The following is a 25712-nucleotide window of genomic DNA, read 5'->3' as shown; positions in this document are numbered from 1 at the left end:
GTCACATGACCTTCTCTGTGGCGGCGCTGATCTCGGCCGCGACGTCGGCGGGGAGCGGCAGGCGGGGCGGCCGGCAGGCGCCGCCGTTGAGCCCGGCCACGTCCATCGACAACTTGATCGCCTGCACGAACTCTACCCGCGCGTCCCATCTGAGCAGGGGGTGCAGGTCCCGGTACAGCGGCAGCGCGGTGGTCAGGTCCCCGGCCGCGGCGGCCCGGTAGAGGTCGACGCACCTGCGGGTCACCGAGTTGGGGAACCCGGCGATCCAGCCCTTCGCCCCGGCGGTCAGCAGCTCCAGCACGACGTCGTCGGAGCCCACGAGGAGGTCCAGCTCGGGCGCCAGCTCCCTGATCATGTACGCCCGCCGCACGTCGCCGGTGAACTCCTTGACCGCCACGATCAGGCCCTCGCCGAACAGCCGGGCCAGCAGCGCCGGGGTCAGGTCGACCTTGGTGTCGATCGGGTTGTTGTAGGCGACGATCGGCAGCCCGGCCTTGGCGACGGTCCGGTAGTGCTCGAACACGGCCCCCTCGTCGGCCCGGTAGGCGTTGGGCGGCAGCAGCATGACGCTCGCGCACCCGGCGTCGCGGGCCTGCTCGGCCCAGCTCAGGGCCTCGCGGGAGCCGTAGGCGGCCACGCCGGGCATCACCCGCTCGCCGCCGACGGCCTCGACGGCGGTCCGGACCACGCGGGCGCGCTCGTCGGGCGTCAGGGTCTGGTACTCGCCCAGCGAGCCGTTGGGCACCACGCCGTCACAACCCTCGTCGACGAGCCGCCGGCAGTGGGCGCCGAAGGCGTCGTAGTCGACGGTCAGGTCGCTCCGGAAGGGGAGTGCGGTGGCCACCATGATTCCGTGCCAAGGTCGGATCACGCGTTGTCCTCTCGATCGTGCAGGGTCAGGTCTGCGAGGGTGATCGGCTGGGCGAACGGCCGTTTCTGCGGGGCCGGCTCATGCCCGGTGAGCGCGGCGACGGCGTGGCCGCACATGCGGCCCTGGCACCAGCCCATTCCGGGCCGGGCCAGCAGCTTGACGGTGCGGGGGTCGTGCGCGCCGAGGTCGCGGGCCTCGTCGATCGCGCGCAGGGTGACCTCCTCGCAGCGGCAGACGACGGTGCCGGGCGTGAGCCAGTCACGCCAGCCGTCGCGTACCGGATAGGACAGGTCGAGGGCCCGCGCGAAGCGGCGCAGCCGCGCCTTCTCGGCGAGCAGCCGGGGCGGCGGTTCGCCGACCAGGGAGTGCACGGCCAGCGCGCCCTCGACGACGGCGCTCGGCGCCCCGGCGACCCCGGTGACCTCGCCGGCCGCCAGCACCCCCTCGACGGAGGTCCGCTGCCGGTCGTCGGTGACGACGTGGTCGCCCGCGACCGCGCAGCCGAGCTGGAGGAGCAGGTCGACCTGCGGGGTGAAGCCGTAGCCGACCGCGACCGTGTCGCAGTCGACGGTGCGCCAGGCGTAGGGCCGCCAGCCGGGGGTGAGCCGGGCGACGGTGACGCCCTCGACGGAGTGTTCGCCGTGGGCGGCGACCACGGCGTGCCCGGTCCGGTACGGCACCCGCGCGGCGGCCAGCCGTCTCGCGTAGCCCAGCGCCTCCCTGGCCTTCGACGGGACCAGGGCCAGCGCGGCGGCCATCCGGGGCGAGGGCCGGTTGGCCTCCAGGACCTCCTTGACCCGCACCCCCGCGTCGAGCAGGGTGACCGCGACGGGCAGCAGGAACGGCCCGGTGCCGGCCACCACCATCTCCTCGCCGGGCCTGATCCGCTCGCCCTTCACCAGCGCCTGCGCGCCTCCGGCGGTCAGCACGCCGGGCAGGTCCCAGCCCGGGAACGGCACGACCTTGTCGTGGGCGCCGGTGGCGACCAGCAGGGTCGTGGCGGTCGTGGTCGTCGACGCGTGCACCCGGAAGCCGTCGGAGGCCTTCTCCACCGCCCACACCCGCTGCCCGAGCATGACGTCGACACCGGTCAGGCGGGGCGGCGCGGTCCCCCGGAGGAACTGGCCGCCGGGCGTGGCGTAGGCGTCGAGGAGGGCGACGCGCAGGCCCCGCCTGGCGGCCACCCTGGCGGCGGTCAGCCCGGCGGGCCCGGCGCCGACGACGGCGAGGTCGTAGCTCATCCGGTCACCTCGTCGCCCGCGCGGGCCACCGTCTGGCAGGCGCGCTGGTCGGGGGCGCCGTTCACGGTGAGCAGGCAGTCGAAGCAGGCGCCGATGGCGCAGAACAGGCCGCGCGGCCGGCCGCCGAACCGGGTGGTCCGCCACGACCGGATCCCGGCGGCGTGCAGGGCCGCGCCGATCGACTGTCCGTCCTCGGCGGCGATCGGGCGTCCTTCGAAACGGAACTCGATCACGCGAACCTCCCCGGGGCGAAGGGCGCCGGATCGACCCGCGGCGATCCGCCGGTGATCTGAGCGGTGATCATCTCGGCGGTCGCCGGGGCGAGGCCGATGCCGGCGCCTTCGTGCCCGCAGGCGTGGAAGAGGTTGCGGAGCCGGTGGTCGGGGCCGATGACCGGCAGATGGTCCGGCGAGTAGGGCCGCAGCCCCGCGTAGGCCCGCATGACCTGCCTGTCTGCGAGCACCGGGAACAGCGCGACCGCCTGTCTCGCGAGCTGGGCGAGGACCGTGTAGTCGATGGCGGTGTCGTAGCCGACCCGCTGCCGGGAGGCCCCGATGAGCACGGTTCCGGCCCGGGTCGACTCGATGACGCCGGAGGTCTCCAGCCCCTCGGCGTCGCTGGCGACGTTGGTGACGTAGGCGGCCGTGTAGACCTTGTGCCGCACCGGCGGGACCGCGAACGGCTGCGTGACCAGGATGAACCCCTTGCGCGGCCGGATCGGCAGCGGCGCCTGCGGGAAGCTCCCGGCCCACGTGCCGGCGGCGTTGACGACCGCGTCGGCGTGGAGGTCGCCCTGGCCGGTGCGCACGCCGGCCACCCGGTCTCCGGCGACGAGAAAACGCTCCACGGCGGTACGGACCAGCCGCGCCCCGGAGGCCTTCAGCAGGCGCGCGGCGGCCAGCATGGGCTGCACCTGGGCGTCCTGCGGGTAGTGCACGCCTCCAGCCAGGCCGTCGGCGAGGTGGGGCTCGAAGTCCCGAAGGCTCGTGGCCGGCACGACCGAGGCGACGACACCCGCCGGGCCGCGGTGCCGACGCTGGTTTTCGGCGAAGGCCGTGAGGGCGTCGAGGACCTCGGGGGTCTCGGCCACCACGAGGCCGCCCTTCGGCTCCCACTCGAAGCCGCCGCACTCCTCGTCGAGCTCCCGCCACAGTTCGCCGGACCGGAGGGCCAGCTCCAGTTCAGGGCCCGGTTCCTTGTCGGACACCAGGATGTTGCCCTCGCCCGCGCCGGTGGTGCCCGACGCCACTCCCCCGCGATCGACTACCGTTGCCCGCACACCGGCACGCATCAGGGCATAGGCGCATGAAGCGCCCACGATCCCGGCGCCGATCACGAGAACGTCCACGGTTTGTACCATGTCACATGACATATTGGGCCGCAAGAGGGACCACCCCTCACCCCACCTAGCATTGACGCCGTGAAGCGTCTCCTCTCCTCTATCTGGACACCCGTCGCCCGCGACATGCGGGCCTGGGCGCTGGCGGCGGTCGTGGTCAACGCGGGCATCACCGTCACGGGCGCGGCGGTGCGGCTCACGGGGTCGGGGCTCGGCTGCCCGACCTGGCCTCGGTGCACCGCCGACAGTTTCGTCCCGGTCCCCCATCCGGACCACTCGCCCCTCAACACCGCGATCGAGTTCGGCAACCGCATGTTCAGCCTCCTGGTGCTGGCGGTCGCCATCGCGGTGTTCCTGGCCGCGTGGAGGCTGAAGCGGCGTTCGCTGATCCCGCTGGCGCTGGTCCAGCCGCTCGGCGTGATCTTCCAGGCCCTCTGGGGCGGGCTGGTGGTGCGGACCGCGCTCAACCCGGTCACCGTGAGCGTGCACTTCCTGGTGTCGATCGGGATGATCGCGGCGGCGTACATGCTGTTCGCCCGGTCGGCCGAGGGTGACGGGCCCGTCGTGCCCGTCGTCCATCCGTGGATCGTCACGCTGGGCCGGGTGCTCACCGGGGCCATGCTGGTCCTGCTGGTGGCGGGCGTCGTCACGACGGGCACCGGCCCCCACTCCGGCGACGAGCGGGCCAGCCGGTTCGACTTCGACATCGAGGTGGTGGCCCGCATCCACGCCGACGTCGTGTGGGTCGTCGTCGGGCTGACCTTCGCGCTGCTGTTCGCCCTCTATCTGACCAAGGCGCCCGAGCGGGCCAGGAAGGCCGCGCTGATCCTGTTCGCCGTGGAGATCGGGCAGGGGATCATCGGGTACGTCCAGTACTTCCTCGCCGTCCCCGCCCTGCTGGTCGGGTTCCACGTGCTGGGGGCCGCCCTCGTGTGGATCGCCACCCTGCACGTCGTGCACACGCTGCGGGAGCGCAGCGAGATCACCGAGTTCGCGAACCACAAGACGGTCACCCGCGTCTGACCCTTCGTGAAACGAGCCGTCTTCCGGGGCGCCGTCGCGGCCAGCCTGGCCGCGCTGGCGCCCATGACCTGGGCGTGGTTGTCGAGCGACGGCCACCGCGCCGACACCAACGACCCCGGCTGGACCGCCGGGGTCCCGGCCGCGCCGGTCGCGCTGGTGCTGGGCGCCGGGGTGGTCGGCGACTGGCCGACCGCGATGCTGCGCGACCGCCTCGACATCGGCGCGGCGCTCTACCGGGCCGGGAAGGTCAGGGCGCTGCTGCTGTCGGGCACCAACCACGTCAAGGAGTACGACGAGCCCACGGTCATGCGCGACTACCTGCTGGCCAAGGGCGTGCCGGCCGGCGCGCTCGTGCTCGACTACGCGGGCCTCGACACCTGGGACTCGTGCGTCCGGGCCAAGAAGATCTTCGGCGCCTCCCGCGTGACGGTCGTCACCCAGACCTTCCACCTGCCCCGCGCGGTCACCCTGTGCCGGGAGGCCGGGCTGGACACCTTCGGGGTCGGCGACGACTCCCAGCGGAAGTACGCGCTGACCACCTACGTCTACGCCGCCCGCGAGTTCTTCGCGACCGGCAAGGCCTTCCTCGACGCCGTCGTGCTCAGGTCCGACCCGACGTTCCTCGGGCCCTACGAGACCTCGCTCGACACCGCCCTCGCGAAACGTTCATAGATCACCTGCGGCGACGTCGCCGCGCTTGGCCGGAGTACCGGGCCGCCGGTTATCATTTCCGGGACCTCGTGACCGCGGAAGCCCGCCACGCCCTGCCGTGGCGGGCTTCACGCGTCTATCGGCAGGTGCCGGCCGTGACGGCCGGGGTGCCGCCGCCGCTGAAGTTCGACAGGAAGCCGATCGTGATCGTGCCGCCCGGCGGGATCGTGGTGTTCCACGACAACGGCCGGAACGTCAGCGTCGTGCCGCTCTGCGTGTAGGCGGCGTTCCACGCCGAGGTGACCGTGGCGCCGGAGGCGACGGTCGCGGTGGCCGTCCAGGAGGAGACCGGGGTCGAGCCGGTGTTGCGGATGGTCACGCTGCCCTGGAAGCCGCTGTTCCAGGCGCTCGCGATGCCGGCCGTCACGGTGCACTGGCCGGTGGGGTTGGGCGTCGGGCTGGGGCTGACCGGCGGGCACGAGGGCGCCGGGGTCGGCGCGCCGGGCTCACATCCGGCCGGGTAGGACGGGCTGGGGCTGACCGGCGGGCACGAGGGCGCGGGGGTGGGCGCACCCGGCTCGCATCCGCCGGGGTACGACGGGCTGGGGCTGACCGGCGGGCACGACGGCGCCGGGGTCGGCGCGCCCGGCTCGCATCCGGGGTTCGACGGGCTGGGCGTGGGGCTCGAGGTGCCGCCGAAGACCACGTCGGAGCAGCTGTAGAAGGTCTCGGCGCTGTCGCTGCGGGTCCAGACGGCGTAGATGACGTGCCGGCCGGTCCGCACCGGCAGGGTGGTGGTCCAGCGGTAGGCGCCGTTGTCGAGCGCGGGCTGCGGGTCGGCGGTGAAGAAGGGCTGCTCCTCCATCATCGACCAGGTCAGCGGCTGGCTTGGGTTGTAGCCCTGCTTGGTGACGTAGAGGCGGAACGCGCCGGGGTGGGGCACCCAGGCGCCGTACACGAAGTTGTACCGGGCCCCCGAGGTCAGGTTGGTCGAGGGCCAGTCGGTCCTGGGCAGGTCGTAGGCGGCGTACTTGGGGTTGCCGCCGGAGCAGAGCTGCCCGTCGGGGATGTAGCCCCGGGTGCGGCCGGCGCCGTCGGAGCGCAGCACGCCGTACCAGTCGTAGAGGGGCTGGGTGCCGCCCTGGGCGACGGCGGCGGCGCAGGCGGCGTTCTTCGGGATGATCTGGCCGCCGGTCAGGCCGTCGACGTAGCAGGCGTAGGTGCGGCTGGCCGGATTGGTGGTGGCGCCGTGGGCCTGGGCCCCCGGCGATGCGACGACCATCGCCACGAGTGCCGCCAAAGCGGCCACCACGGCGATAAGGGGTCGGGTCACGTTGCGGTCCTCTCGGTCGGGGGCATGCGTCGTACGCCCTCCGGAAAGACGGCCCACCCGGAACAGGGGGCCCGATGACCTGCGTGACGATCCGGACGATGCCACCCGCCCACTCGGGCCGTCGAGGAGACGGCCCGGGGCCCGCCGCTGACCTGGGAAGACGCTTGAACGTTTCAGCCGCAGTAGACGTCGGCGATGGTCGGGGCCTCCTTGGCGTCGCCCTTGAAGCCCGCCACCTCGGTCGCGCCCGGCTTGAGGACCTTGTTCCACTTCTCGGCGTGGATCATCACCGAGGGGCCGCTCTGCATCCAGGTGCCGTTCCACGACTGGTTGATCTTCGCCTCCAGCGGGACGTTCCACTGGACGTACCAGTCGTTGATCGGCGCGGTGCCGGTGTTGGTGATCTTGGCCTCACCCTGGAAACCCCCAGGCCAGGTGGTGATCAGCTTCACCTCGGCGGTGCACTTGGCGGCCGCGACGGCGGGTGAGGGCGAGGGGTGGAAGTGCACCGCCTCGGCGGGTCTCCCCACGATCCGCCAGACGATCAGGGCCGCCCCGGCGACCAGGACGAGCACGGCAAGGGCGGTGAGGGAGTTTCTCTTCAACGGGGGCCCTCCAGGCGCGACGGATCGACGGTCGTCACGCGGGTCCGGGCCCGCCGGAATTGAAACACGGCCCCCGGCCGGAGCGCCAGGGGCCGTGTTCCGGATGATTCCCTACTTCACGTCGGCCGCGGAGGACGACCAGTAGAGCGCCTTGGCCACCTGGGCGAACAGGCCCTTGGGGTGGTTGCGGAACATCGGCTCGGTGCCGAACATCACCACGGCCGCGCCGCGCTCGTCCCGGCCGCTGACCACGGCCGCCTGGCCGCGGGCCGCGTCCTGGCCGCCGGTGCCGTTGGCGTTGGGCCGCCAGTGGCCGCTGACCAGCGGGCCGTCGGTCGCGTAGGCCTGCTCGACGCGGACCTCCGGGCCGAGGCCGGTGAACCAGCGGGGCGAGTAGACGAACGAGTTGGCCGGGGCGTCGCCGCCGACCGGGCCGCCCGGCGAGGTCACCTTCACCACGCCGTTGGCGTCGCTGCGACCGGCGACCGGGGTCACGGTGAGCAGGCCGGCCGCGCCGTTGAAGGTCGCGCCGGTGCTGCCGCGGGTGACCAGGCCGCCCGTCGTCAGGTAGGCGTCGAGCGCGGCCCTGGCCCCGGCGTTGAGCTGGGCGTAGTTGAGGCCGCTGGAGACGAGGAGCACGTCGGTGGTGCTCCAGTCGAACCCGGCGTTCAGCACGGCCGTGGACACCGGCGTGACCTGGAAGCCCAGCTCGCGCAGGGTGAACAGCTCGTCGGCCGAGACCGCGGCCGCCACCCGGACCTGGCCGAGTCTGGCCCCGGCGGCCTGGTCGGCGACGCCGAAGGTGACGCCGTACTTGCGGGCGAGCCCCTCGGCCTGGCGGCGGGCCGAGGCGGGGATCACGGCGGTGCCGTTCTCCGCCCAGGTGACCTGGACGCCCTGGCCGATCAGCTCGTTCAGGGCCTGGATCTCGCGGCCGTCGGTGACCCTGAGCGAGAGCGGACGGGTCGTCCACGGCACGGAGCCGTCGAGGTCGGCGCCGTCCACGGTCTTGGTGTCGGCCCGCAGCGCGCTCACCGAGTCGACGGTCGCGCCCCAGAGCAGGGCGTGGCTCCAGCCGGAGATGTCGTACATGGAGTCGACGCGCGGGGTGATGTCGGCGCCGGGCTCCAGCATCACGTTGGCGATGCCGCGCTTGGGCTGGTGCATGTCGACGACGTAGGAGCCCTCGGCGTACCGTGTGCCGTCGACCGTGAAGGCCCGCTTGGCCCGCTCGACCCGCACGTCGTTGGCGATCAGGTGGTCGACCAGGCGCGCGGCGGCGGTGGCCGAGCGCTGGCGGTCGCCCGCCGGGATCACGTAGGCGCGCGGGAAGGTGGTGTTGTAGACGTCCTCGGGGCCGAAGCCGGGCACGATGCCCAGCGGCACCTGCTTGGAGGCCTCACCGGCGGCGCCCCGGCGGAACATCTCGATCTGGTCGGCGATGAGCTGGTCGTGGCGGTCCCGCACGAACGTGTACGTCGCCCGCATCACCGCCGCCGCGATGTCCGTGTTGATGGCCGTGCGCCGCCGCAGCTCCTCCACCGGGAGGTTGTTGTAGTCGGCGTTGTTGACCCGCATCGGGAACTCGATGGTGTGCGAGGCCACCGCGCCCTGGAAGGGGGCGTACTGCGGGGTGAAGATCGGGGGCCAGTCGTCCCAGCCCTCGGCGTCGTCGCGGAACGGGATGGTCGGCGGGTTCACGCCGTCCTTCTCGGGGGTGTAGCCGAGGCCCAGCACCGCCTGCTCCATGGCCAGGCCGTTGGCGTAGGTGTTCTTGATGAACAGGTCGTACTCGTAGTTGGCGCCGTGGGGCGGGGTGGTCGGCTCGATCAGCGTGCCGTTGACGTAGCCGTGCAGGTCGATCATGGCGACCGGCTGGGTGTCGATCATGACCTGGCGCATCGCCTGGACCTCGGGCTGCGAGGCGGTGATGAAGTCGCGGTTCATGTCGAAGCCGGCGCCGTTGGCGCGGGTGTTGCCGAACCGGCCGTCGGGGTTGGCGGTGACGTTGAAGTAGAGCCGGGTGCGGTTCAGCAGGTCGACGATCTTCTTGTCGTCGCTGACGGCCAGCTCCTCGATCACGCGCAGGGCGGCGTCGGTGCCCTCCCACTCGTTGCCGTGGATGTTGTTGTTGACGAAGACCGGCGCCTTGTACCTGCCGGGCAGCTTGCGGTCCTTGGCGGCCTTGGCGGCGTCGTTCTCGATGCGGTCGCGGATGGCGTCCTGCTCGCGGGCCTGCTGCTTGCTCTCGGGCGCGGTGACCGTCACCAGGTAGAGGTCGCGGCCCTGGTGGGACCGGGCGATGACCTCGACGCTGACGCGGTTGCTGCGGGCCTGGAGGGCGTTCAGCTTCCCGGCGATGGCGTGGTAGGGGGTCAGGCCCAGCTTGATGGACGCGTCGGCCGGGTTCTCGGCGGGAACCGGCAGGCGGGTCTGGCGGGGGTAGCCGCGCTCCTTGTCCTTGAAGTCGCGGAAGAACGGGAAGTGCTTGAGCCGCTCGGCGGCGGCCGCGGGGGTCGTGTCGCCCGCCAGGGCGCGTAACGTGGCGGCGGCCGGGTCGGCGACGCCGGCGGCCTCCTCGTTGCGCTCGGGGCCGTTGCCGAAGTCGCGGGTCGTCACCCCGGGCGGCGGGGTCGGCTCGGCGAGGGCCGAACCCGTCGGAACCAGGAGCGTGGCCGCGACGGCGAGGCTCAGGAGGGCGGTGGGGGCACGCAACAGAGAACCTCCGTGATCAGAGTGCGTGCCTCATTGGTAGTGATCGAATGTGAAATAACACAAGATTTGTAACTGAGGCGACATGGAATCCATGTGAACCTGTCACCGGAAGCCCTCTTGACAGGAAGATTTCACGCCCAGGGCGGCGGAACCGTGACCTGCTGCGGTGGCACCGGGAACATGCCGCGCGAATGGGCCATCAGGTCGGCCAGCGACCGCTGGGTGGTCAGGAAGTCGTCTTCGGAGACCCCGCCGCGCACCGCGCGCTCGTGGAGCAGGCCGAGCTCGGTCGCGGCGAGCTGGTAGTCGCTCATCGCCTGCTGGCCGGGCCGCCCGCCGTGCTGCCGGGCCCACTTGCGGGCCTCGCGCCGGTGCTTCAGCGACGAGAGCATGACGATGTCGGCGGCGGTGATCAGCCCGGTGCGCTCATAGGGCGGCAGGTAGTGCTGGATCATGCCGACCACGCGCTTGCGGTCGCGCACGATGACCCACAACTCCACGAACAGCAGCGCCATCAGGATCAGGTAGGCCACGATCAGCCCGTTGAAGCCCGCGAACGAGGCGAACCCGTTCCAGAGGCCGTGGAGGATCATCGCGCCGATCCAGCCGAGGATCACCATCCACACGCCGCGCGCGCCCCGGTTCTGCGGCTGGGCGGCGTAGGCCACCGCGATCCCGATGAGCGAGGTGAACAGCGGGTGGGCCAGCGGCGAGAGCACCCCGCGCAGCACCACCGTGGCGGCCAGGCCCTCGGGGCCGTTCTCGGTCAGCGCCGCCAGGTAGTAGCTGACGTTCTCGGACATCGCGAAGCCCAGGCCGACCATGCTGGCGTAGATGATGCCGTCGGTCGGGCCGTCGAGCTCCTGCCGCCGGTAGCGCAGCAGCCCGACCAGCACCAGGCCCTTCATCGACTCCTCGACGAGCGGGGCGCCGAAGGTGGCGACGTAGTCGCGGGCGCCCTCGGGGTCGCCCAGCGCGTTCTCGACGTAGATCAGGTTGAGCGAGTTGAGCAGGCCGGCGAACAGCACCGCGATCCCGGCGCCCCACATGAACGCGAAGATCAGGTTGCTGCGCGGCTCGGGCTCCATGCGGTCGAGCGCCAGGACCCCCGCCAGCAGCAGCGGGACGGGCGCGATCGCCGCCGCCAGCGCGATGAAGAACTCGACCGGATCGCCGTTGAGGATGTCGAACGAGAACGACACGGTCGCGCAGATGCCCGCCACCACGAGCCCGATGATGAGCCCGAAGGACGGGCGCCCCCTCAACACCGATCGTGGATCGCGGCTCGCCATTCCGTGAGCGTAACGGAACCTCGACGCGCTGTCCGCTCAGGCGATCAGGGAGTCGATCGCCACGGCCAGGAACAGCAGCGCCAGGTAGATGTTCGACCAGTGGAAGAACCGCATCGGGCGCAGGTCCACGCCGGTCTTGCCCTGCTTCAGGCGGTGGCGCAGGGCGTACACCTCGAACAGGCAGGCGGCGCCCAGCACGGCCGCGACGGCGGGGTAGAACGGCGAGGTGCCGGCCACCGGCCAGAGCAGCAGCGAGCAGGCCACGGTCGCCCACGTGTACCAGATGACCTGGGTCACGACCGTGGCCTCGGAGGCGACCGTCGGGAGCATGGGCACCTTCGCGGCGGCGTAGTCCTCGCGGTAGCGCATGGCGAGGGTCCAGGTGTGCGGCGGCGTCCAGAAGAACACCACGCCGAACAGCACGACCGGCGCCCACGACATGCCGCCGGTGATGCCGGCCCAGCCGATCAGCACCGGCATGCACCCGGCGATGCCGCCCCAGACGATGTTCTGCGACGTGCGCCGCTTCAGGAACATCGAATAGACCAGGACGTAGAAGAGGATCGCCCCCAAGGACAGGGCGGCGGCCAGCCAGTTCACGGTCAGGCCGAGGCCCAGCGTGGAAGCCGCGCCCAAAATCACGCCAAAAGTGAGCGCGCCCTTCGGGGACACCTGGTGGCGGGCCAGCGGACGGCGCCGCGTGCGGCGCATCACCTCGTCGATGTCGCGGTCGATGTAGCAGTTCAGCGCGTTGGCGCTGCCCGCCGACAGGGTGCCGAACACCATGGTGTTGATCGCGAGCCACAGGTCGGGAAGGCCCTTGGCGGCGAGGAACATGACCGGCAGCGTGGTGATCAGGAGCAGCTCGATGATCCGCGGCTTGGTCAGCGCCACATAGGCCCGGATGACCTCGCCGGCGCCGCGGCGAACCGCGGCGGGGGCCATCGCTTCGTTCTTCATCAGCACCGTCAAGGCGCTTCCAGCACGTGCGGGGTCAACGCGTAACCTCGGGATTAGAGCGGGATCTCCGGGCAGCAGCCGGAACTAGGGAAATCACTGTAGTGGGACGGGCCCGTGGTCCCTGAATCGGGGCTGCTCACCCACCCCCTGATCGTTCGGGGGGTCCTTACCGGACGGTACGCATCCGCACCCGTTAGGGTCCCGTGTGGGCGGGAACGCCTGAACCGCGTGAATGAAAAAAGAGGGGATCGAACGAGTGAGCAGTGCTGGTCTTGAGTGGAGCGACCTCGATCGGCAGGCCGTCGACGTGGTGCGCGCCCTGGCGATGGACGCTGTCGAGAAGGCGGGCTCGGGACACCCCGGTACGGCGATGAGCCTGGCCCCCGCCGCCTACCTGCTGTTCCAGAAGACGATGCGACACGACCCAACCGATTCCCACTGGGTGGGCCGTGACCGATTTGTACTGTCCTGTGGTCATTCTAGCCTTACGCTTTACATTCAGCTATATCTGTCCGGTTACGGCCTGAGCCTCGAGGACATCAAGGCGCTGCGCACCTGGGACAGCCTGACCCCCGGTCACCCCGAGCACGGCCACACGCTCGGCGTCGAGACCACCACCGGCCCGCTGGGCCAGGGCATCGGCAACGCCGTCGGCATGGCCATGGCGGCCCGCCGCGAGCGCGGCCTCTACGACCCCGACGCCGCCCCCGGCACCTCCCCCTTCGACCACCACATCTGGTGCGTGGCCTCCGAGGGCGACATCGAAGAGGGCATCAGCCACGAGGTCAGCGCCCTGGCCGGCCACCAGCGCCTGGGCAACCTGACCGTGCTCTTCGACTCCAACCACATCTCGATCGAGGACGACACCCAGATCGCCCTCTCCGAGGACGTGGTGGCCCGCTACGAGGCCTACGGCTGGCACACCCAGACCGTCGACTGGACGCGGACCGGCGACTACGTGGAGGACGTCGCCGCCCTGCACGCCGCCCTGGAGGCCGCGCGCGCCGAGACCGAGCGCCCCTCGTTCATCCGGCTGCGCACGATCATCGGCTGGCCGGCCCCCAACAAGCAGAACACCGGCAAGATCCACGGCTCGGCGCTGGGCGCCGACGAGATCGCCGCCACCAAGAAGATCCTCGGCATGGACCCGAACGAGTCGTTCGTCGTCCCCGAGGCCGTGCTGGAGCACGCCCGCGGCGTCGTCGAGCGCGGCCGGGCCGCCCACGCCGAATGGGACAAGGGCTACCAGGAGTGGCGCGCCGCCAACCCCGAGCGGGCCGCCCTGCTCGACCGGCTGAGCGCCAAGGAACTGCCCACCGGCTGGACCGAGGCGCTGCCGACCTTCGAGGCCGGCGGCTCCATGGCCACCCGCAAGGCGTCGGGCGAGGTGCTGAGCGCTCTGGCGCCGGTGCTGCCCGAGCTGTGGGGCGGCTCGGCCGACCTGGCCGAGTCGAACAACACCACGATGAAGGGCGAGCCGTCGTTCATCCCCGAGGAGTTCCAGACCAAGGAGTTCCCCGGCGGGCCCTACGGCCGCACCCTCCACTTCGGCATCCGCGAGCACGGCATGGGCGCCATCCTCAACGGCATCGCCCTGCACGGCGGCACCCGCCCCTACGGCGGCACCTTCCTGGTCTTCAGCGACTACATGCGCCCCGCGGTGCGCCTGGCCGCGCTGATGAAGCTGCCGGTCACCTACGTGTGGACGCACGACTCCATCGGCCTCGGCGAAGACGGCCCGACCCACCAGCCGGTCGAGCACCTGTGGGCGCTGCGCGCCATCCCCGGCCTCGACGTCGTCCGCCCGGCCGACGCCAACGAGACCGCCGCCGTGTGGCGCATCATCATGGAGCACAACGACCGCCCGGCCGCACTGGCGCTGACCCGGCAGAACCTGCCGGTCTACGCCGGCACCGCCGACGCCAGCAAGGTCGCCAAGGGCGGCTACGTGCTTGAAGACGCCTCGAACGGGCAGCCGAAGGTGGTCATCATCGGCACCGGCTCGGAGGTCGAGATCGCTCTCGGCGCCCGCAAGAGCCTCGAGGAGCAGGGCATCCCGACGCGCGTCGTCTCGATGCCGTGCGTCGAGTGGTTCCACGCGCAGGACGCCGCCTACCGGCAGGAGGTCCTGCCACCGAATGTTCACGCGAGGGTCGCCGTCGAGGCGGGAATCGCGCTGGGCTGGCGTGAGTTCGTAGGAGACGATGGCGTCGTGGTGAGCCTGGAGCACTTCGGCGCCTCGGCCCCCTACAGGACCCTCTACGAGCAGTTCGGCCTCACGGCGGAGCGCGTGGCCGCGGCGGCGAAGGCCTCGCTCGCCAAGACCGGCGCCGACAAGGGCGAGACGACGGGAAACTGAATATGAGTGAGAACCTCTCCAAGCTGACCAAATTCGGCGTGTCGATCTGGCTCGACGACATCAGCCGCGAGCGTCTGCGCACCGGCAACCTGGCGGCGCTGATCCGCGAGAAGAACGTGACCGGCGTCACCTCCAACCCGACGATCTTCGCGTCCGCGCTGAGCAAGGGCGACGCCTACGACACCCAGCTCCACGACCTGGCGGTCCGCAAGGTCTCGGTCGACGAGGCCGTGCGCGCGATCACCACGTTCGACATCCGCTGGGCCGCCGACGTGCTGCGCCCGGTCTACGACGCCACCTCCGGCGTCGACGGCCGCGTGTCCATCGAGGTCGACCCGCGCCTGGCCCGCGAGACCGAGGCGACCATCGCCGAGGCCCGCGCCCTGTGGTGGCTGGTCGACCGCGAGAACCTGTTCATCAAGATCCCGGCGACCGTCGAGGGCCTGCCCGCGATCACCGCGGCCATCGCCGAGGGCATCAGCGTCAACGTCACGCTGATCTTCTCCCTGGAGCGCTACCGCGCGGTCATGGACGCCTGGCTCGACGGCCTGGAGCAGGCCAAGGCCAAGGGCCTCGACCTGTCCAAGATCGAGTCGGTGGCGTCGTTCTTCGTCAGCCGCGTCGACTCCGAGATCGACGCCCGGCTCGACAAGATCGGCACCCCCGAGGCGCTGGAGCTCAAGGGCAAGGCCGCCGTCGCCAACGCGCGGCTCGCCTACGCCGCCTTCGAGGAGGTCGTCAACACCCCGCGCTGGCAGGAGCTGCGCGCGGCCGGGGCGCGTCCCCAGCGCCCGCTGTGGGCCTCCACGGGCACCAAGAACCCCGACTACCCCGACACGCTCTACGTCGACGAGCTCGTCACCGCCGGCACCGTCAACACGATGCCGGAGAAGACGCTGAACGCCGTGGCTGACCACGGCCGTATCTCGGGCGACACGATCCGTCCGTTCTACGAGGCCGCCTGGAACGCCATGGCCGCCCTCAAGAACATCGGCATCGACTACGACGACGTCGTGCGGGCGCTCGAGGACGAGGGCGTCGACAAGTTCGCCGTGTCGTGGAACGAACTGCTGGAGACCGTCACCACCGAGCTGGGGAAGGCCCGATAACTCATGGCGGTAGAGGTGACCCTGGGTCCCGTGGCCGAGGCCGCGGCGGCCGTCAAGGACAAGCTGGTGGCCGAGGGCGTGCCGGCCGCCCTCGCGGCGGGCGACGCGACCCTGTGGGGGCCGGAGGCGCAGGCCGAGGCGGCGATCCGTCTCGGCTGGCTGACCCTGCCCACCACGAGCCGGGAGCTGCTTCCCGAGCTGAACAAGCTGGTGGAGCGGGTGCGGGCCGAAGGGCTCGACCACGTCGTGCTGGCCGGCATGGGCGGCTCGTCGCTGGCGCCGGAGGTCATCTGCGCGACCGAGGACGTGCCGCTGACCGTGCTCGACACCACCGACCCCGGCCAGGTGCTGCGCGCCCTGGGCGACCGGCTGGAGAACACGGTCGTGGTGGTCGCGTCGAAGAGCGGCGGCACCGTCGAGACCGACAGCCACCGCCGCATCTACGAGAAGGCCTTCCGCGACGCCGGCATCGACCCGGCCGACCGGATCGTCGTCGTGACCGACCCGGGTTCACCTCTCGAGAAGTCCGCCACCGAGGCGGGTTACCAGGTCTTCCTGGCCGACCCCAACGTGGGCGGGCGCTACAGCGCGCTCAGCGCGTTCGGCCTGGTGCCGAGCGCGCTGGCCGGCGCCGACGTCGTCAAGCTCCTCGACGACGCCGCCGAGATCGCCCCGCTGCTGGGTCAGAACGAGGGCAACCCGGGTCTCGACCTGGGCGCCCTGCTGGGGGCCCAGGCGCTGGGCGGGCGCGACAAGCTGATCCTGCGCGACGCGCTGACCGACATCGCGGGGCTGCCCGACTGGATCGAGCAGCTCATCGCCGAGTCGACCGGCAAGTCCGGCAAGGGCATCCTGCCCGTCGTCGGTGCCGACTCGGCCGAGGGCCACGACCAGTTCGCGGTCGACATCGGCCCCGAGGGCGACGTCCACGTCGACGGCCCGCTGGGCGCGCAGTTCCTGGTCTGGGAGTACGCCACCGCGATCGCCGGCCGGGTGCTGGAGATCGACCCCTTCAACCAGCCCAACGTGGCCGAGTCGAAGGAGAACACCGGCAAGATCCTCGCCTCCGCCCCGCAGATCGGCGCCCCGGCGCTGGTCGACGGCCCGGTCGAGGTCTACGGCGAGGTCGGCGACTCGCGCAACCTGGCCGACGTGCTGACGTGGCTGCTGCGGGCGATCCCCTCCGACGGCTACCTGGCGATCATGGCGTACCTCGACCGCGAGGCCGCCTTCGACGCCGCGGTGCTCGGCGGGGCCGACTTCGAGCAGACCACCGAGGCGTGGGCCAGGGCCGACGTGGCGACGCTGCGCAACCTGCTCGACTACCGCACCGAGCGGGCCGTCACCTTCGGGTGGGGCCCGCGGTTCCTGCACTCGACCGGCCAATACCACAAGGGCGGCCCGCAGGTCGGGGTGTTCCTGCAGATCACCGGCGCCAACGGCGACGACGTGGAGGTCCCGGGCCGGCCCTACGGCCTGGCCGAGCTCCAGCTCGCGCAGGCGCTGGGCGACCTGGGGGCGCTCCAGTCGCGGGGCCGTCCGACCGTGCGGCTCCACCTCACCGACCGGCGGGCGGGCGTCGCCCACCTGCTGGCGGTGGCCGAGGAGCTCTGACCCGATGAGAGCGCATGAGATCAAAACGGAGCCGTCGTACAGGAGGGCGCCGAATCATGTCTGAGAACGAGCCCGCCGCGCTCGCGGAGGAGACCCAGGTCGCCACCGCGGCCGTCGCGGCGGTGGCGACGAATGAGGAGACGATCGCCGCCAACCCGCTGCGCGACCCCAGAGACAAGCGCCTGCCCCGCGTGGCCGGGCCGTGCGTCCTGGTGCTGTTCGGCGTGACCGGCGACCTGGCCAAGCGCAAGCTGCTGCCGGCGATCTACGACCTGGGCAACCGCGGCCTGCTGCCGCCGGGCTTCTCCCTGGTCGGCTTCGCCCGCCGCGACTGGGCCCACGAGGACTTCGCCAACGTCACCTACGAGGCCGTGAAGGAGCACGCCCGGACCCCGTTCCGGGAGGAGGTCTGGAAGCAGATCTCCGAGGGCATCCACTTCTGCCCGGGTGAGTTCCACGACGACGGCGCGTTCGACTGCCTGTCGATGATGCTCAAGGAGATCGACGAGACCCGCGGCACGGGCGGCAACTACGCCTTCTACCTGTCGGTCCCGCCGAAGTTCTTCCCGACGGTCGTCGAGCAGCTCAAGCGCACCGGCCTGGCGCAGCACCCCGACGGGTCGTGGCGCCGCGTGGTGATCGAGAAGCCGTTCGGCCACGACCTGGCCAGCGCGCAGGACCTCAACCGCATCACCAGCGCGGTCTTCCCGGAGAGCTCGGTCTTCCGGATCGACCACTACCTGGGCAAGGAGACGGTCCAGAACATCCTGGCCCTGCGCTTCGCCAACAACCTCTACGAGCCCATCTGGAACCGCAGCTTCGTCGACCACGTGCAGATCACGATGGCCGAGGACATCGGCATCGGGTCGCGGGCGGGCTACTACGACGGCATCGGCGCGGCCCGTGACGTCATTCAGAACCACCTGCTCCAGCTCCTGGCGCTGGTCGCGATGGAGGACCCGACGTCCTTCGACGCCAACTCGCTGCGCCGCGAGAAGGAGAAGGTCCTCAAGGCGGTCAAGCTGCCCGACGACCTGGCGACCGGCGCGATCCGGGGCCAGTACACCGCGGGCTGGCAGGGCGGCGACAAGGTCATCGGCTACCTCGAGGAAGAGGGCATCCCGAAGGACTCGCTGACCGACACCTACGCCGCCATCAAGCTCGAGGTGGCCAACCGCCGGTGGGCCGGGGTGCCGTTCTACCTGCGCGCGGGCAAGCGCCTGGGCCGCCGGGTGACCGAGGTCGCCGTGGTGTTCCAGCGGGCGCCGCACCTGCCGTTCAGCAAGGACGACACCGAGATCCTGGGCCAGAACGCCCTGGTGATCCGCGTCCAGCCCGACGAGGGCATCACGGTGCGGTTCGGGTCGAAGGTGCCCGGCACGGCCATGGAGGTCCGCGACGTGTCCATGGACTTCGCCTACGGCGAGTCGTTCATGGAGAGCAGCCCCGAGGCCTACGAGCGGCTGCTGCTGGACGTCCTGATCGGCGACCCGCCGCTGTTCCCGCACCAGCGGGAGGTGGAGCTGTCGTGGCAGATCCTCGACCCCATCGAGGAGTACTGGGCCACCCACGGGCGCCCCGAGGGCTACCCGGCCGGCACGTGGGGCCCCGCGGGCGCCGACGAGATGCTCGCCCGCGACGGGCGGGTCTGGAGGCGGCTGTGACCAGTTTCAACCTGACCGCGACCACCGCGTCGAAGATCAGCTCCGCGCTGACCAAGCTCCGCCACCAGATGGGCGCCCCGGCCGTCGGCATGGTGCTCACGCTCGTGGTGGTCTCCGACGAGGCGGGCCAGTACGACGCGGTGCGCGCGGCCACCGACGCGGCGCGCGAGCACCCGTCCAGGATCCTGGTGGTGATCCGCCGCGACGCCCGCGAGCCCGACCGGCTCGACGCGGAGCTGCGCGTCGGCGAGTCCTCGCCCGGCGAGGTCGTCATCCTGCGCCTCTACGGCGAGCTGACCCGGCACGCCGACTCGGTGCTCAGCCCGCTGCTGCTGACCGACACCCCGGTGGTGGTCTGGTGGCCGGCCGACGGTCCGTCGGCCCCGGCGAAGGACCCGATCGGGCACCTCGCCACCCGGCGCATCGTCGACGCCCGCACCGCCCACGACGGCGCCAAGGTCATCCGGTCGCGCTGGGAGGGTTACGTCCCGGGCGACACCGACCTGGCCTGGACGCGGCTCACGCCGTGGCGTTCGCTGCTGGCGGCGGCGTTCGACCTGCCGGTGGGCCCGGTCACGGGCGGCGTCGTCGAGGGGACGCCGGGGCACCCCAGCGCCTGCCTGCTGGCGTCGTGGTTGTCCGACAGGCTCGGCGCCGACATCGCCGTGGGTGAGTCGGAGGGCCCCGGCCTGACCGCCGTGCGGCTGACGCTGGCCAGCGGCGGCGAGTTGTCGCTGGTCCGCGGCGACGCGCGGCTGGCGACGCTGTCGCGGCCGGGCCAGCCCGACCGCAACGTCGCGCTGGCCCGGCGCGGCGAGTCGGAACTGCTGGCCGAGGAGCTGCGGCGGCTCGACCCCGACGAGATCTACGCCGGCGCGCTGAAGCACCTCGCCGGACAATAAGATCGTCAACCGCCCGTCTCCCCTCCCGGGAGACGGGCGGTTTCTCTTTTATCGGAGGTACGTCATGAGCGCAGTCCCCTTCGTCGTGGTCCACCGGGACCCGGGCGTCCTGGCCCAGGCCGTGGCGGCCCGGCTGATCACGAGGTTGACCGACGTGCAGACGGAGCGGGGAACGGCCTCGGTCGTGCTGACCGGCGGCACGATCGGCATCGCCACCCTGGCCGCCGTCGCCGCCTCCCCGGCCCGCGACGCGGTCGACTGGCGCGCCGTGGACGTCTGGTGGGGCGACGAGCGGTTCGTGCCGGCCGACTCGCCCGACCGCAACGAGAAGCAGGCCCGCGAGGCCCTGCTCGACGTGCTCGACCTCGACCCGGAGCGGGTGCACCCGATGCCCGCCTCCGACTCGGGCCTGTCCCCGGAGGAGGCCGCCGACCGGTACGCCGCGGCGCTGGGCTCCGGGGTGGCGTTCGACGTCCTGATGCTGGGCATGGGCCCCGACTCCCACGTGGCCTCGCTGTTCCCCGGCCACCCGGCCCTCCACGAGAAGGACCGCCTGGTCGTGGCCGTGCACGACTCCCCCAAGCCGCCGCCCACGCGGGTGTCCCTCACCTTCCCCGCCATCCAGGCGGCGCGTGAGGTGTGGGTGATCGCGTCGGGCGCGGAGAAGGCGCCCGCGGTGCGGGTCGGCCTGACGTGCGACCGGCTTGAGGCTCCGGCGGCGGGCGCCCGCGGCGTGGAGCGCACCCTGTTCCTGGTCGACCGGGCGGCGGCCGCCGAGATCCCCGGCCAGTCGCCGGTCGGGTAAAGCCGGGATTTGCCGGAACGGGGCCCGCGTTTGGCCGGGCCCCGGCCCCGGCCTTGCGGCGGCCCGACGCCGGGGCAACCCCTCTGCCGCACTGTTGCGGCGCTTTTACGTGGCCGCCTCCACGCCCGCGAACCCCTCTCCGACCTGCGGATAGTGTCGTCTGAGGTGGTCCACGGACGAGGGAGGGGACCATGTCGATCGACCTCACAGAGGACACGATCACCAAAGAGGTGCAGAGCACCTTCGACGGTTGTCCCGACCGGCGCACCCGCGAGTTGTTCGTCGAGCTGGTCCGGCATCTGCACGACTTCGCCCGGGAGACGCGGCTCACCGAGGACGAGTGGTTCACCGCGATGGACTTCCTGGCCCGCGTCGGCCGGGTCACCACGCCCACCCGCCAGGAGTTCGTCCTGCTCTCCGACATCCTCGGGCTGAGCGTCCTGGTCGACCTGATCAACGAGCACCACGGGCCGCACGCCACCGACGGCACCCTGCTCGGCCCCTTCTTCGTCGAAGGACGGCCGCAGGTGCCCAACGGGGCCGACATCTCCGGCGGGGTGCCCGGCACGCCCATGTTCGTCACCGGGCGGGTCCTCGGGCCCGACGGCGACCCCCTGGCCGGGGTCAGGGTCGACACCTGGCACAGCGACGGGGAGGGGCACTACGACGTACAGCAGGAGGACCGGCTGCACGGCCGGCCGGCCATGCGCGCCCTGCTGACCACCGACGACGACGGGCGGTTCTGGTACCGGTCGATCGCGCCGCGCTTCTACCCGGTGCCGGTCGACGGGCCGTGCGGGGAGATCATGGAGGCCTCCGGGCGGTCGGCGATGCGGCCCGAACACCTGCACTTCCGGCTGCACGCCGACGGCTACCAGCCTTTGATCACCATGCTGTTCCGGCGCGACGACCCCTACCTCGACCACGACGCCGTCTTCGCGGCGAAGCGGTCGCTGGTCGTCGACTTCGTCGAGCACGGACCGGGGACCGCGCCCGACGGGACCGAGGTCGGCGAGCCGTTCCAGACCGTCGACTGGACCTTCACGCTCACCCCGGCCGCGCCGGAGAGGAGGCCGTGACATGCGCGCCCTGCGATTCGCCCGCTACGGCTCGCCCGCCGACGTCCTGGAGGTCGTCGACGTCACCGAGCCCGAGCTGAACGGCGGCGACGCCCTCGTCTCGATCAGGGCCGCCTCGGTGACCCCGTCGGACCTGAAGACCGTCTCGGGCTACATCCCGGGCACCTCGTTGCCCCGCGTGCCCGGCCGCGACTTCGCCGGGGTGGTCGTCGGCGGGCCGCACGACTGGCTCGGCGCCGAGGTGTGGGGCAGCGGCGGCGACCTCGGGTACACCCGCGACGGGTCGCACGCCGAACTCGTCGTGGTGCCCGTCTCGGCGCTGGTCCGCAAGCCCGAGAGGCTCACCTTCGCCGAGGCGTCGGTCATCGGGGTCAACTTCGTCGTCGGCTGGCTCGGCGTCGTCGAGACCGCCCTGCTGGAGAAGGGCGAGACGCTCGCGGTCTTCGGCGTCAGCGGCGCCGTCGGCTCGGCGGTGGCGCAGATCGGCCGCGTCCGGGGCGCGCGGGTCATCGGGATCGACCGCAGGCCCCCGGTGGACGACGCCGCCCTCGACGACTTCGTGCTGCTGCACGGCGACGTCCCCGGCGAGGTGCGGCGGCTGACCCGGGGCGCCGGGGCCGAGGTCGTGTACGACGCCGTCGGCGGTGTCACCACCCCCGCCGCGCTGGCCTGCCTGGCCCACGGGGGCCGGCTGCTCGTCATCGCCTCGACCGGGACGCGGAAGGTCGAGATCGACCTGCCCGACTTCTACCACCGGGAGGTGCGCATGACGGGCCTGGACACCAGGCGGCTCTGCACCAGGCAGTGCGCCGCACGGCTCGCCCAGGTCGCCTCCTACCTGGAGTCGGGCGACTTCCGGCCGCCGCCCATCGCGTTCACCTTCGACCTCGAACTGGCCGGAGACGCCTACGAGGCGGTGGCGAAGCGGCCACCCGGACGGGTCGTCATCTGCCCGTAGAGGCGCGTCTCAGCGCCTGCTCGGCGTCGGTGAGCGCCTGCCGGGCCCTGGCCTCCTCCTTCCTGACGACGTCGTGGCGCTGTTCGGACGCCGACGCCCGTCTCCGCGCCTCGGTCAGGGCGCGTTCGGCCTCGGCGACGGCGCCGAGCGCCTCGTCGCGCTCCGCGACGGCCGACGCGAGCTGGCCGGCCCACTCCGCGTGGCGGTCCCGCGCCCTCTCCACGGCCGCCTCGGCCTCGGCGCGGGCCGACGGGTCGGGGGCGGCGGGCCTGCGGCGGGCCGGGGCGGAGGGCGGGACCGCGGTGGGCACGAAGCCGCTGTAGCTCAGCGCCCCCGCCAGCCGCCCGGAGCGGACCTGAGCGGCCGCGTCGGCGTCGACCACGGCGGCGTCGAGGGTCTGCTCCAGTTCCACCGTCGAGGTCAACCGGCCCGAGGCGGCCTTCAGCACCAGGCGGGAGACCGCCGCGACGGCGGCGGAGCGGCGCGGGCCGAGCGCGGCCAGGGCGTCGCCGTCGCCGGAGGCCCAGGCGGCCCGCAACTCCTCCCCCACGGCCAGGAGCTCGTCGATCTCGGCGGGGTGCGAGCGCACCACCTGGTTGACCGCCCACGCCAGCACCGTGGGCTTGCGCAGCTTGCCGATCTCCTTGTCGCCGGTCTCCTTGACGAGCCGGTTGCGCGCGGCGGTGAACTCCGCCGGGGGCAGGGCGTAAAGCCGGTCGGCGGCCTCTTCACGGTTCACGGAGAGGTCATACCCTGGCCCGCATGACCGAGTTGCGCGGAGACCGGCTGACGCTCCGCCCGATCACCCCGGCGGACGCCCCCTGGCTGCTGGTGCACTGGAACGAGCCGAGCGTGCGGCGGCACCTCTTCGACGACGCGCTGGTATCGGTGGAGCTGGTGGCCGAGATCGTCGGCGACAGCCGCGACGACTTCGCCTCCCACGGCTACGGCCTGTGGGCGATCGTCGTCGGCGACGAGATCGGGGTGTGCGGGCTGCGCACCACCGACGACCACGCGGCCGAGCTCCTTTACAGCGTAGATCCGAAGTGGCAGGGGAAGGGGCTGGCACTGGAGGCGGTCCGCCTGGTGGTGAGGTTCGCCTTCGAGGACCGGGGCGCGCCCGAGGTGGTGGCCGAGACCGACGCCGCCAACACCGCCTCCCAGCGGCTGGCCGAGAAGCTGGGCATGATCCGCACCCGGACCCGCAGGGGCGAGCACGGGCCCGTCCACGTCTACACGCTTCGCGCACCCGCCGTATCCGGCGCATAGTGGGAGCAGTCCCCCACACTCCCCACGGAGACGACACGGAGGAAACCCGTGTTCGAGCGATTCACCGACCGCGCGCGCCAAGTGATCATGCTCGCCGGCGAAGAGGCCCGCCACCTGGGCCACCGCCACCTCGGCACCGAGCACATCCTGCTCGGGCTCATCAGGGAGGGCCACGGCCTGGCCGCCCAGGCGCTCACCGAGTGCCAGGCCGACCTCGAACACGTACGGGCCGTCGTCGCCCGCCTCGTCGGCGAACCGGAGACCCCGCCCCCGGGCGAGATCGCCACCGTCCCCTTCCCCCCCCGCGCGAAGTAGATCCTCGCGCTGGCGCTCCGTGAGGCCATGCGGCGCAATGACAGGTACGTCAGCACCGAGCACATCCTGCTCGCCACCCTCCGGGAGGGGCAGGGCATCGCCGTGCACGCGCTCGCCGAGTGCGGCATCCCGCCCGAGGTGGCCGAGGACGCGCTCGAACGGCGCATGACCGCCCAGGGCGCGAAGGACCGGTCGGTCATCGACCGGCTGACCGATCCGGGCGACCACATCATCCAGGCCACCCTCCGCCGCCACGGAGAAGACCGGCAGACCATGAAGAAGGTCCTGGAGAGCCTCGAAAGCCTCCACCGGCGGCTCGACGCGATGGGCGCGCCGCCCGATCCGGAAAAGTGATCATTCCGGTCCGGGGCCCCTGAGCCGCCCCGGACCGGAATGTTCGTGTGGCGCGGTCTAGGCCGGGACGACCGGCGCCAGCACACCCACGGCGATCCGCGCCTCGACCACACCGGGGTCCTCGGTGTAGCCGAGCGTGGCGCCGAGGGAGATCAGCAGACTCCGCATGCGCGCGTTGTCGGACAGGAGCGTGGCCCGCACTTCGGCCAGGCCCAGGTCACGGGCCTCCTCCAGGAGCATCCGGGTCAGGGCGGCCCCGAGGCCGCGGCCCTGCCAGCGGTCCTCGACGAGGAGGGTGAACTCGGCGGTGCCGGGCTCGGCGCCGAAGTTCAGGCTGGCCAGCGCGACCACCTGGCCGTCGTGCCCGGCCACCAGCGAGTGGCCCTTCGACCGGTCGCAGAGCCGGTCGAAGACCCTCGGGGGCAGGCTGGGTGCCGCGGTGAAGTAACGGAACCTGCGGGTCTCCGGGGAGCAGCGTTCGTGCAGGTCGCGTACGGCCTCGCGGTAGATCGGGGCCAGCGACTCCACGCGCACCCGCGTCCCGTCGGTCAGCGTGAGGTCGCGCTCGGCCGAGACGGGGTCGGCCGGCGGCTGGGCCAGCCGGACCAGCGCGGCGGCGCGGGCCGCCTCGGTCATGGTGAAGGGCAGGCCGGTCCGTCGCAGCCGGATCGACCGGCGCTGCGCCACCGGCACCACGAGCAGGGTGGGGTCGGGCAGTTCGCCCTTCGCGGCGCCGAACACCCAGCGGGCGTCGTCGGCGCGGAGCAGGTCGCCGAGGATCTCCGGGAGCCGCCACGGCATCGCCCGCAGCCGCGCGGCCAGCAGCAGCACCCGCGTCGGCTCGTCGGTCAGCTCGTGGGCGGTCGCCGGGACGACCCTGACGCGCCGGCCGCCGGCCTCCTCGAGGGCGACCCGCACGTCGTCCGCCGAGGCCGGGATGTCGGCGATGAACTCGTCGACGGTGCCGTCGGAGTCGGGTTGCACGGACAGGCCGAGGATGTTGCCGCCCTTGGCCGCGAGCGCCGACGCCAGTGACGCCAGCCGCCCGGGACGTTCGTCGACCGTCGTCCTGATCCGCAGAAACCCCATAACATCTCTCCCTCCGCTGCGTCCCAGCCTGGGGGAGCGTTGTTACGCATTTGCTACATGACGGTGTGCCATCCGTTTCGTCATGACAAATTCTGTTAAGACTTCGCATAACGGTGCTTAATACCGTCCACGACGACGTGTTCCGTCGTGAGATGCGGCGTCGGT

At 72.0% G+C, this 25712-nt stretch carries 24 protein-coding genes; 13 read left to right on the top strand and 11 right to left on the bottom strand.

Features of this window, described 5'->3' with window-relative positions; all coding sequences use genetic code 11:
* Position 1: 1 nt before the first annotated feature.
* The 4 genes from QSK34_RS24035 to QSK34_RS24020 are packed head-to-tail and all read right to left on the bottom strand — an operon-like array spanning position 2 to position 3460.
* Positions 2 to 871, bottom strand: a complete 870-nt coding sequence (locus QSK34_RS24035) for a dihydrodipicolinate synthase family protein (protein WP_285586868.1) — start codon at positions 869 to 871, stop codon at positions 2 to 4.
* A complete protein-coding gene (locus tag QSK34_RS24030) occupies positions 868 to 2112 on the bottom strand; it encodes an NAD(P)/FAD-dependent oxidoreductase (RefSeq protein WP_285586867.1) in 1245 nt (414 codons plus the stop codon). Before QSK34_RS24030 ends, QSK34_RS24035 begins: the two co-directional genes overlap by 4 nt.
* Positions 2109 to 2345 (bottom strand): (2Fe-2S)-binding protein, encoded by a 237-nt coding sequence (locus QSK34_RS24025; RefSeq protein ID WP_285586864.1) that lies wholly within the window; start codon positions 2343 to 2345, stop codon positions 2109 to 2111. The genes QSK34_RS24030 and QSK34_RS24025 overlap by 4 nt, the downstream gene beginning before the upstream one ends.
* Complete coding sequence (locus QSK34_RS24020; protein WP_285586863.1) at positions 2342 to 3460, bottom strand: NAD(P)/FAD-dependent oxidoreductase; 1119 nt, start codon at positions 3458 to 3460, stop codon at positions 2342 to 2344. Before QSK34_RS24020 ends, QSK34_RS24025 begins: the two co-directional genes overlap by 4 nt.
* 72 nt (positions 3461 to 3532) lie before the next feature.
* Here QSK34_RS24020 and QSK34_RS24015 point away from each other — a divergent pair, with 72 nt between their 5' ends.
* Positions 3533 to 4474, top strand: a complete 942-nt coding sequence (locus tag QSK34_RS24015) for a COX15/CtaA family protein (protein WP_285586862.1) — start codon at positions 3533 to 3535, stop codon at positions 4472 to 4474.
* A 6-nt stretch (positions 4475 to 4480) separates the two neighbouring features.
* Complete coding sequence (locus QSK34_RS24010; RefSeq protein WP_285586861.1) at positions 4481 to 5146, top strand: SanA/YdcF family protein; 666 nt, start codon at positions 4481 to 4483, stop codon at positions 5144 to 5146.
* A gap of 115 nt (positions 5147 to 5261) precedes the next feature.
* On the opposite strand, the gene QSK34_RS24005 is transcribed toward QSK34_RS24010, so the two are convergent.
* From QSK34_RS24005 to QSK34_RS23985, 5 genes are all read right to left on the bottom strand, one after another.
* The gene (locus tag QSK34_RS24005; protein ID WP_285586859.1) at positions 5262 to 6458 is read right to left on the bottom strand and encodes a lytic polysaccharide monooxygenase; all 1197 of its coding nucleotides are present in this window, start codon (positions 6456 to 6458) and stop codon (positions 5262 to 5264) included.
* 173 nt (positions 6459 to 6631) lie between these two features.
* The gene (locus QSK34_RS24000) at positions 6632 to 7063 is read right to left on the bottom strand and encodes a cellulose binding domain-containing protein (protein WP_161483115.1); all 432 of its coding nucleotides are present in this window, start codon (positions 7061 to 7063) and stop codon (positions 6632 to 6634) included.
* Between the two features lie 111 nt (positions 7064 to 7174).
* On the bottom strand, positions 7175 to 9778 hold the full coding sequence (locus QSK34_RS23995; RefSeq protein WP_285586855.1) for a M14 family zinc carboxypeptidase: 2604 nt from the start codon (positions 9776 to 9778) through the stop codon (positions 7175 to 7177).
* A 131-nt stretch (positions 9779 to 9909) separates the two neighbouring features.
* On the bottom strand, positions 9910 to 11046 hold the full coding sequence (locus QSK34_RS23990) for a PrsW family intramembrane metalloprotease (RefSeq protein WP_285586852.1): 1137 nt from the start codon (positions 11044 to 11046) through the stop codon (positions 9910 to 9912).
* 60 nt (positions 11047 to 11106) lie between these two features.
* Positions 11107 to 12030 (bottom strand): heme o synthase, encoded by a 924-nt coding sequence (locus QSK34_RS23985; protein WP_161483108.1) that lies wholly within the window; start codon positions 12028 to 12030, stop codon positions 11107 to 11109.
* A 232-nt stretch (positions 12031 to 12262) separates the two neighbouring features.
* Here QSK34_RS23985 and tkt point away from each other — a divergent pair, with 232 nt between their 5' ends.
* From tkt to QSK34_RS23945, 8 genes are all read left to right on the top strand, one after another.
* Entirely contained in the window at positions 12263 to 14389 is a 2127-nt protein-coding gene (gene tkt, locus QSK34_RS23980; RefSeq protein WP_502875543.1) for a transketolase, read from the top strand.
* Between the two features lie 2 nt (positions 14390 to 14391).
* Entirely contained in the window at positions 14392 to 15498 is a 1107-nt protein-coding gene (gene tal, locus QSK34_RS23975; protein ID WP_161483106.1) for a transaldolase, read from the top strand.
* Between the two features lie 3 nt (positions 15499 to 15501).
* Positions 15502 to 17112 (top strand): phosphoglucose isomerase-related protein, encoded by a 1611-nt coding sequence (locus QSK34_RS23970; RefSeq protein ID WP_285586846.1) that lies wholly within the window; start codon positions 15502 to 15504, stop codon positions 17110 to 17112.
* Between the two features lie 56 nt (positions 17113 to 17168).
* Positions 17169 to 18776 carry a glucose-6-phosphate dehydrogenase gene (gene zwf, locus QSK34_RS23965; protein ID WP_285586844.1) on the top strand — a complete coding sequence of 536 codons (1608 nt, stop codon included), beginning with the start codon at positions 17169 to 17171 and terminating at the stop codon, positions 18774 to 18776.
* On the top strand, positions 18773 to 19678 hold the full coding sequence (locus QSK34_RS23960; protein WP_285586841.1) for a glucose-6-phosphate dehydrogenase assembly protein OpcA: 906 nt from the start codon (positions 18773 to 18775) through the stop codon (positions 19676 to 19678). The genes zwf and QSK34_RS23960 overlap by 4 nt, the downstream gene beginning before the upstream one ends.
* 64 nt (positions 19679 to 19742) lie before the next feature.
* Positions 19743 to 20483, top strand: coding sequence for a 6-phosphogluconolactonase (pgl, locus tag QSK34_RS23955; protein ID WP_161483102.1), 741 nt, complete (start codon positions 19743 to 19745; stop codon positions 20481 to 20483).
* 191 nt (positions 20484 to 20674) lie between these two features.
* Positions 20675 to 21562, top strand: a complete 888-nt coding sequence (locus tag QSK34_RS23950; protein WP_285586838.1) for a dioxygenase family protein — start codon at positions 20675 to 20677, stop codon at positions 21560 to 21562.
* A gap of 1 nt (position 21563) precedes the next feature.
* Positions 21564 to 22520 (top strand): quinone oxidoreductase family protein, encoded by a 957-nt coding sequence (locus tag QSK34_RS23945; protein ID WP_285586836.1) that lies wholly within the window; start codon positions 21564 to 21566, stop codon positions 22518 to 22520.
* Here QSK34_RS23945 and QSK34_RS23940 read toward each other — a convergent pair.
* Positions 22507 to 23259, bottom strand: coding sequence for a hypothetical protein (locus QSK34_RS23940; protein WP_285586832.1), 753 nt, complete (start codon positions 23257 to 23259; stop codon positions 22507 to 22509). The two genes, QSK34_RS23945 and QSK34_RS23940, sit on opposite strands and share 14 nt — an antisense overlap.
* Positions 23260 to 23282: 23 nt before the next feature.
* Here QSK34_RS23940 and QSK34_RS23935 point away from each other — a divergent pair, with 23 nt between their 5' ends.
* Genes QSK34_RS23935 through QSK34_RS23925 form a run of 3 tightly spaced genes read left to right on the top strand, consistent with a single transcriptional unit; the run spans position 23283 to position 24458 of the window.
* The gene (locus tag QSK34_RS23935; protein ID WP_285586830.1) at positions 23283 to 23789 is read left to right on the top strand and encodes a GNAT family N-acetyltransferase; all 507 of its coding nucleotides are present in this window, start codon (positions 23283 to 23285) and stop codon (positions 23787 to 23789) included.
* Between the two features lie 48 nt (positions 23790 to 23837).
* Entirely contained in the window at positions 23838 to 24104 is a 267-nt protein-coding gene (locus QSK34_RS23930; protein WP_285586821.1) for a Clp protease N-terminal domain-containing protein, read from the top strand.
* On the top strand, positions 24105 to 24458 hold the full coding sequence (locus QSK34_RS23925) for a Clp protease N-terminal domain-containing protein (RefSeq protein WP_353051430.1): 354 nt from the start codon (positions 24105 to 24107) through the stop codon (positions 24456 to 24458). It abuts the gene before it with no gap.
* Between the two features lie 57 nt (positions 24459 to 24515).
* On the opposite strand, the gene QSK34_RS23920 is transcribed toward QSK34_RS23925, so the two are convergent.
* The gene (locus tag QSK34_RS23920; RefSeq protein WP_285586817.1) at positions 24516 to 25547 is read right to left on the bottom strand and encodes a GNAT family N-acetyltransferase; all 1032 of its coding nucleotides are present in this window, start codon (positions 25545 to 25547) and stop codon (positions 24516 to 24518) included.
* Positions 25548 to 25712: the final 165 nt, after the last annotated feature.

Source organism: Herbidospora sp. NBRC 101105 (assembly GCF_030269205.1).
In the GTDB taxonomy this organism is placed as follows: Bacteria; Actinomycetota; Actinomycetes; order Streptosporangiales; family Streptosporangiaceae; genus Herbidospora; species Herbidospora solisilvae.
This window is presented reverse-complemented; position numbering and strand designations above follow the sequence as displayed.

Excerpts from the sequence above, each read along its gene's own strand:
- QSK34_RS23950 (WP_285586838.1), top strand. The coding sequence starts at position 20,675 with ATGTCGATCGACCTCACAGAGGACACGATCACCAAAGAGGTGCAGAGC.
- QSK34_RS24030 (WP_285586867.1), bottom strand. The coding sequence starts at position 2,112 with ATGAGCTACGACCTCGCCGTCGTCGGCGCCGGGCCCGCCGGGCTGACC.
- QSK34_RS23920 (WP_285586817.1), bottom strand. The coding sequence starts at position 25,547 with ATGGGGTTTCTGCGGATCAGGACGACGGTCGACGAACGTCCCGGGCGG.
- zwf (WP_285586844.1), top strand. The coding sequence starts at position 17,169 with ATGTCTGAGAACGAGCCCGCCGCGCTCGCGGAGGAGACCCAGGTCGCC.
- pgl (WP_161483102.1), top strand. The coding sequence starts at position 19,743 with ATGAGCGCAGTCCCCTTCGTCGTGGTCCACCGGGACCCGGGCGTCCTG.
- QSK34_RS23970 (WP_285586846.1), top strand. The coding sequence starts at position 15,502 with ATGGCGGTAGAGGTGACCCTGGGTCCCGTGGCCGAGGCCGCGGCGGCC.
- QSK34_RS23945 (WP_285586836.1), top strand. The coding sequence starts at position 21,564 with ATGCGCGCCCTGCGATTCGCCCGCTACGGCTCGCCCGCCGACGTCCTG.
- tal (WP_161483106.1), top strand. The coding sequence starts at position 14,392 with ATGAGTGAGAACCTCTCCAAGCTGACCAAATTCGGCGTGTCGATCTGG.
- tkt (WP_502875543.1), top strand. The coding sequence starts at position 12,263 with ATGAAAAAAGAGGGGATCGAACGAGTGAGCAGTGCTGGTCTTGAGTGG.
- QSK34_RS23985 (WP_161483108.1), bottom strand. The coding sequence starts at position 12,030 with ATGAAGAACGAAGCGATGGCCCCCGCCGCGGTTCGCCGCGGCGCCGGC.
- QSK34_RS23935 (WP_285586830.1), top strand. The coding sequence starts at position 23,283 with ATGACCGAGTTGCGCGGAGACCGGCTGACGCTCCGCCCGATCACCCCG.